At 66.3% G+C, this 5,730-nt stretch carries 6 protein-coding genes and 1 tRNA gene; 6 read left to right on the forward strand and 1 reads right to left on the reverse strand.

From position 1 onward, the window contains the following. Together rlmD and VD811_13340 are read left to right on the forward strand one after the other, a co-directional pair. Positions 1-696, forward strand: a 696-nt coding sequence (rlmD, locus tag VD811_13335; protein ID HXV21965.1) for a 23S rRNA (uracil(1939)-C(5))-methyltransferase RlmD, incomplete at its 5' end; no start/stop codon positions are given. Then, positions 693-1,025 (forward strand): hypothetical protein, encoded by a 333-nt coding sequence (locus tag VD811_13340; protein HXV21966.1) that lies wholly within the window; start codon positions 693-695, stop codon positions 1,023-1,025. The genes rlmD and VD811_13340, both read left to right, overlap by 4 nt. A 39-nt stretch (positions 1,026-1,064) precedes the next feature. Here VD811_13340 and VD811_13345 read toward each other — a convergent pair whose 3' ends face one another. Beyond that, a complete protein-coding gene (locus VD811_13345) occupies positions 1,065-1,274 on the reverse strand; it encodes a tetratricopeptide repeat protein (GenBank protein HXV21967.1) in 210 nt (69 codons plus the stop codon). 171 nt (positions 1,275-1,445) lie between these two features. Here VD811_13345 and yedF point away from each other — a divergent pair, with 171 nt between their 5' ends. From yedF to selB, 4 genes are all read left to right on the forward strand, one after another. After that, positions 1,446-2,030 carry a sulfurtransferase-like selenium metabolism protein YedF gene (gene yedF, locus VD811_13350; GenBank protein ID HXV21968.1) on the forward strand — a complete coding sequence of 195 codons (585 nt, stop codon included), beginning with the start codon at positions 1,446-1,448 and terminating at the stop codon, positions 2,028-2,030. Positions 2,031-2,044: 14 nt separating this feature from the next. After that, a tRNA-Sec gene (locus tag VD811_13355) sits at positions 2,045-2,140 on the forward strand. A gap of 27 nt (positions 2,141-2,167) precedes the next feature. Then, on the forward strand, positions 2,168-3,565 hold the full coding sequence (selA, locus tag VD811_13360; protein ID HXV21969.1) for an L-seryl-tRNA(Sec) selenium transferase: 1,398 nt from the start codon (positions 2,168-2,170) through the stop codon (positions 3,563-3,565). After that, on the forward strand, positions 3,562-5,478 hold the full coding sequence (gene selB, locus VD811_13365; protein HXV21970.1) for a selenocysteine-specific translation elongation factor: 1,917 nt from the start codon (positions 3,562-3,564) through the stop codon (positions 5,476-5,478). Before selA ends, selB begins: the two co-directional genes overlap by 4 nt. The last annotated feature ends 252 nt before the right edge of the window (positions 5,479-5,730 follow it).

A 5,730-nucleotide genomic window follows, 5' to 3' on the forward strand; every position in this document is an offset into this window, starting at 1 on the left:
CAGAAGAAGGTGCCGGAAGTCGTCTCGGTGCAGCAGAACGTCAACCCCTCGGAGGGGAACGCCATCTTCGGCCGGGAAACCCTGCGCATTCTCGGCACCCCCGACCTTCTCGATATGGTCGGCAACATCCGCCTGCGCATCGCCCCGGCCTCCTTCTTCCAGGTCAACAACGAGCAGGCCGCCCGCATCTATGCGCTGGTGCGACAGTGGGCGCAGCTCTCCCGGCAGGAGGTCGCCCTCGACCTCTACTGCGGCATCGGCGGCATTGCCCTTCATCTGGCGGCCGACGCCGGCCGGGTGATCGGCATCGAATCCGTCGAGGAAGCGGTCCGCAACGCCAAGGAAAACGCTCGCATGAACGGGCTCGCCAATTGCACCTTTCTCGCCGGCGACGCAGCCGAACTGATCGAGGATCTCGTCTCCCAGGTCCAGCCGGGGAGCGTGGCCGTCCTCAACCCGCCACGCAGCGGCTGCGAACGACAGGTGCTGGAGGCGGTTGCCGGGCTGCAGCCGCGCACTCTGATCTACGTCTCCTGCGCCCCCGAGACCCTGGCCCGCGACCTCGACATCCTGGCCGTCCTCGGCTACCGGACGGCGGAGGTGCAACCGGTCGACATGTTCCCGCAGACGCCGCACGTCGAGTCGGTCGCCCGCCTGGTGCCTGCCGGCGAGGTGATGGCCGCGAAGCAGCGATGACTCCCGCCACCTGGAGCGCCCTGCTGCTGCTTGCCGCCGGCCTGCTTCACTCCTGCAGCCTGATGTGCCGCAAGCTGCCGCCGGCGCGACGTCCCGCTGTCTATCCGTCCACCCCACTCGGCCGGGGGACCATCGACCTCGCCTGGATTGTCCTCTTTCTGGCCGGAATCCGCCTCGCCTTCGGCCTTTCCCTCTGGCTCGGCATCGTGGCGGCAATCATCTACTTTGCTGTCCTCCCCTTCGTCTTCCAGCCCTCCCTGGCGCGGCTGCTGGGGTTCCGCAATCTGCGGGATTATCTGGATACGGTGGACAGGGAGAAATCCCCCTGACGATGCGGTAGCCCGTGCTCGGGTCATGCAGACCTCGAGCTACTGTCCCAGTGCCGCCAGACGTGCCTTCGCCTGGACCGCATACGGAGAATCGGGATACCTTTCGATGATCTCCCGATAGAGCTTGCCGGCATGCTCGGCGTTGGTCTGCTTCTCCTCGAATTGCGCCGTCTCGTAGAGTTCCTTGGCCCGGTCGCCGCAACCGGCCAGAGACAGAGCGAGACAAAGCACCAGCAACAGTCTGCGCATCACCTACCTCCTTCACCTTTAATTTTCATGCCACAGCAGCAGTGTAGCAGTTGATTCCCCGCTTTGCACCCCACCCGTCCGTCCCCCGGGCACTCGGAACCCTTGCAAAAGAGACCGCAACCCACTATAGTGTCTCGAAATTTTACACCCTCTGAAGAAATGCGAGCGTCAATGAAAACTCTCGATTGCCGTGCCCATAAATGTCCCCACCCCGTGGTCGAAACCCGCAAACTGCTGCTCGCCGAACCGGGCCTCCCGCTCACGGTCCTGGTGGGTGACGAAACCGCCCGGGAGAACATCTCGCGCCTGGCCAGGAACCAGGGCTACGAAGTTCGGGTCGGAACCACCGAGGGTGGCTTCGCCCTCGAGTTGAACCCCGGCACGAAACCGGCCGAAGCAGCGGCGGGAGCGGCCGTACAGGGGAAGACGGTCGCCTTCATCGCCGCCGACACCATGGGGAGCGGCAGCGATGAGCTGGGACGCATCCTGCTGAAGAATTTTCTCTTCACCCTGACCGAACTGGAGGCCGTCCCCGATGTCCTGCTCTTCGTCAACGCCGGAGTGAAGCTCACCACCCAAGGGTCCGAGGCGCTGGAGGCCCTGGAGAAACTCGCCTGCCTGGGGGCCGACATCGCCTCCTGCGGCCTCTGCCTCGACTATTATCACCTCAAGGATAAGCTGGCGGTGGGACGGGTCACCAACATGCTCGACATCGCCGAGACCCTGCAGAAGGCGGGGCGGACCATCCGCCCTTGAAACATCGAGAATACGGGAGTAGTTCGTAGCCTGGTGGCGCGCCCGGTCTTCAAAACCGGTGAGGGGCGTATCCCGTCCCTGGTGAGTTCGATTCTCATCTACTCCCGCCAAATCCCCCTTCCACTGGCGGCCTGCCCATGAACGACAAAAACACCCTTCTGCGCCGACTCCCCGCCGTCGACCGACTGCTGAACGAGCCGGCCCTGCGCGACCAAGCCGGGGACATCCCACATCTTCTGCTGGTCGAAGCGGCGCAGCAGACGGTGGCCGAGTTGCGCAAGGAGGTCCTCGCCGGGGCATCGCCCGACCTTTCTCCGGCAATCGTTGCCGCCCGCGCTGCCGCTCTCGCCCGGGCCAGGACCGAGCCGGCCCTGCGGCCGGTGATCAACGCCACCGGCACCCTGCTGCACACCAACCTTGGCCGGGCGCCTCTCGCCCCGGCCGCCCTGGAGGCGGTCACGACGGTCGCCCGCGGTTATTCCAACCTCGAGTTCGACCTCGCCAGCGGCGAGCGAGGCCACCGCTATAGCCACATCGAAGAACTGCTGCTGCGCCTGACCGGCGCCGAGGCGGCGACCGTGGTCAACAATAACGCCGGGGCGGTGCTGCTCGCCCTGACGGCGCTGGCCAAGGGGAAGGAGGCCATCGTCTCGCGCGGCGAAATGATCGAGATCGGCGGCGCCTTTCGCGTTCCCGAGGTAATGGCTGCCGGCGGCGTGCTGCTGCGCGAGGTGGGGACTACCAACAAGACCCACCTGCGCGACTACCGTGAAGCGATCGGCGAAGCGACCGGGCTGCTGCTCAAGGTGCATACCAGCAACTACCGCATCGTCGGTTTCACCGCTGCCGTCACTGCCGCCGAACTGGTCGGACTCGGCCGCGAGCACGGTTTGCCGGTGATGGAGGATCTCGGCAGCGGCATGCTCCTCGACCTCTCCCCCTTCGGCCTCCCCCGGGAACCGACCGTCGCCGAAGCGGTGGCGGCGGGAATCGACGTCGTCACCTTCAGCGGCGACAAATTGCTCGGCGGCCCCCAGGCGGGCCTCATCGTCGGTCGGCGTGCAGCGATCGAGAAGATCCGCAAACACCCCATGGCCCGCGCCCTGCGCAGCGACAAGCTGACCCTGGCGGCGCTGGAGGCGACGCTCCGCCTCTACCTCGATCCGCAGCGGGCGCTGGCCGAAATCCCTGTCTTGCGCATGCTGGCGGTTCCCGCCACCGAACTCCGGAGCCGCAGCCGCCGGTTGGCCCAAAAACTCGCGAAGGCGATTGGCGAGGCGGCCCGCATCGAGGTGGTCGCCGAAACCTCGACCGTCGGCGGCGGCGCGCTGCCGCTGACCGAACTGCCCGGCTTCGCCGTGGCGGTGGCGCCGCAGAACCTCTCGGTTGACGCCCTGGCCGCCCGCCTGCGCACCGGCACCCCACCAGTGGTGGGACGGATTCAGGAAGGTCGTCTGTTGCTCAATCCCCGCACCATCGCCCGCAGCGAGGAGGTGGATCTCCTGCGCGCCGTGACCGACGCCTTCTCTCTATGACCCCGACTCCCCGCCACTTCATCATCGGCACCGCCGGCCACGTCGACCACGGCAAGACCGCCCTGATCAAAGCGCTCACCGGCCAGGAGACCGACCGGCTCAAGGAGGAGAAGGAGCGCGGCATCTCCATCGAGCTCGGCTTCGCCCCCTTCCGCCTGCCGGGCGGGGAGATCGCCGGAGTGGTCGACGTCCCCGGCCACGAGCGCTTCATCCACAACATGCTCGCCGGCGTCGGCGGCATAGATCTGGTACTGCTGGTGGTCGACGTCATGGAGGGGGTGATGCCGCAGACCCGCGAGCATCTGCAGATCCTGCAACTGCTCGAGGTTCCGCGCGGCATCGTCGTCCTCACCAAATGCGACCTTGCCGATGAAGACTGGATCGACCTCGTCGAGGAGGAGATCCGCGAGGAGGTGGCCGAAACCTTTCTCGGGAACGCCCCCTTCTGCCGGGTCTCCGCGCTCGGCGGTACGGGCATCCCCGAACTGGTGCAGACCATCCGCGAGGTGCTGAAGAGCAGTGTTCCGAAGGACGCCGACGGGCCGCTGCGCCTCCCCATCGACCGCCATTTCAGCGTGGCCGGTTTCGGCACGGTGGTGACCGGCACCCTCCTCTCCGGCAAGGTCAAGGTCGGCGACACGGTGGAGGTCCTCCCCCCCGGCGAACGGGTGCGAGTGCGCGAAGTGCAGGTGCACGGCAGAAAGATGGAGGAGGCGGCGGCCGGTCAGCGGGTCGCCCTCAACCTGGTCGGTCTCGACCGGCAGCGACTGCAGCGCGGCGCCGTGGTCGGCACACCGGGGATATTCGAACAGACCGAGCGGCTCGACGCCCGCCTTACCCTGCTGCCGACGGCACCGCGGCCGCTCAAGTTCCGCGATCCGGTGCATTTCTTCCTCGGCACCGCCCGGGTGGTCGGCGTGGTGGCGCTGCTCGACCGCGACCTGCTGGAGCCGGGGGAGAGTGCCATCGTCCAGATCCACCTCGACCGGCCGCTGGTTGCCCACCGCCAGGACCGCTTCATCCTCCGCTCCTATTCGCCGATGACCACCATCGGCGGCGGTGTCGTTATCGATCCCAATCCGGTCAAGCACCGCCGCTTCCGTGCCGAGGTCATGCAGGCGCTCGCCGAACTCGAATCGGGAGAAAAGTCGTTCCTGCTGCAGAAGCTCCTCGAGCAGGGATGCGCCAGGGTGAAGGAGCTCGAGCTCATCTCCGGGATGGGCCAGGAGCGGATCGCCGGCCACCTGGAGAAGCTGGAAGCCGAAGGGAAGCTGGTTAGCCTCGCCGACCAGTGGGTGACCGCCGAGACGGTGCGCGCCTGGCGCCTCAGACTGACCGAAGAGACCGACCGCTTTCACGCCGCGACCCCGCTGCTCCACGGCATCCCCCATGCGACGCTGAAGGGCGCCTTGCCGCCGGCTCTGGCGCCAAAAGCCTTCGATCAACTGCTGGCCGCCGCTCTGGCCGAAGGGGACCTGGCCCAGCAGGGGGAGCTGCTGGCCCGGCCCGGCTACGCCCCGACGCTCTCGGCCGCAGAACAAAAAACCGTCGAGCGGATCGAGGCGGCTTACCGCGAGGAGGGCGCGCAGGCGAAAAACAAGCAGGAGATGCTCGAGCGGCTGGGCCTCGACCCGGTACGCACCGAACCGCTCCTCGCCTACCTCTTCAGCACCAGCCGCCTGGTAAGGCTCAGCGACGAGAGTTTCTTCCATATTGACACCTACCGCAGCGCCATGGGAAAGCTCAAGACCCACTTTGCCGGCCAGGAGACTCTGACCCTGGCCGAATTTCGCGACCAGTTGGGCAGCGCCCGCAAACAGGTGCAGGCCTTCCTCGAGCACTGCGACGCTCTCAAATACACCCTGCGCAAGGGGGATGCGCGGGTGGCGTGGAAACTGCCGAAAGACAGCTAATTGTCCCACATGTCCTATAGGTCCCAACAGTCCCATGCGACCAGTGGGACCTGTAGGACACATAGGACCTGTGACTATCCCGAAAAAACCAGAAAGGAGGTGACCCCATGACCGAGAAACCCGTTCGTCTGACCAGCCTCTCCCGTTCCAGCGGTTGAGCCGCCAAACTGGCCCCCGGGCCGCTGGCGCAGGTGCTGCGTCAACTTCCCACCTTCGAGGATGAGAACCTCCTCTCCGCCGCCATTCCCTTTG

This window comes from Desulfuromonadales bacterium (assembly GCA_035620395.1).
Taxonomy (GTDB): Bacteria; Desulfobacterota; Desulfuromonadia; order Desulfuromonadales; family DASPGW01; genus DASPGW01.

Excerpts from the sequence above, each read along its gene's own strand:
- yedF (HXV21968.1), top strand. The coding sequence starts at position 1,446 with ATGAAAACTCTCGATTGCCGTGCCCATAAATGTCCCCACCCCGTGGTC.
- VD811_13345 (HXV21967.1), bottom strand. The coding sequence starts at position 1,274 with ATGCGCAGACTGTTGCTGGTGCTTTGTCTCGCTCTGTCTCTGGCCGGT.
- VD811_13340 (HXV21966.1), top strand. The coding sequence starts at position 693 with ATGACTCCCGCCACCTGGAGCGCCCTGCTGCTGCTTGCCGCCGGCCTG.
- selB (HXV21970.1), top strand. The coding sequence starts at position 3,562 with ATGACCCCGACTCCCCGCCACTTCATCATCGGCACCGCCGGCCACGTC.
- selA (HXV21969.1), top strand. The coding sequence starts at position 2,168 with ATGAACGACAAAAACACCCTTCTGCGCCGACTCCCCGCCGTCGACCGA.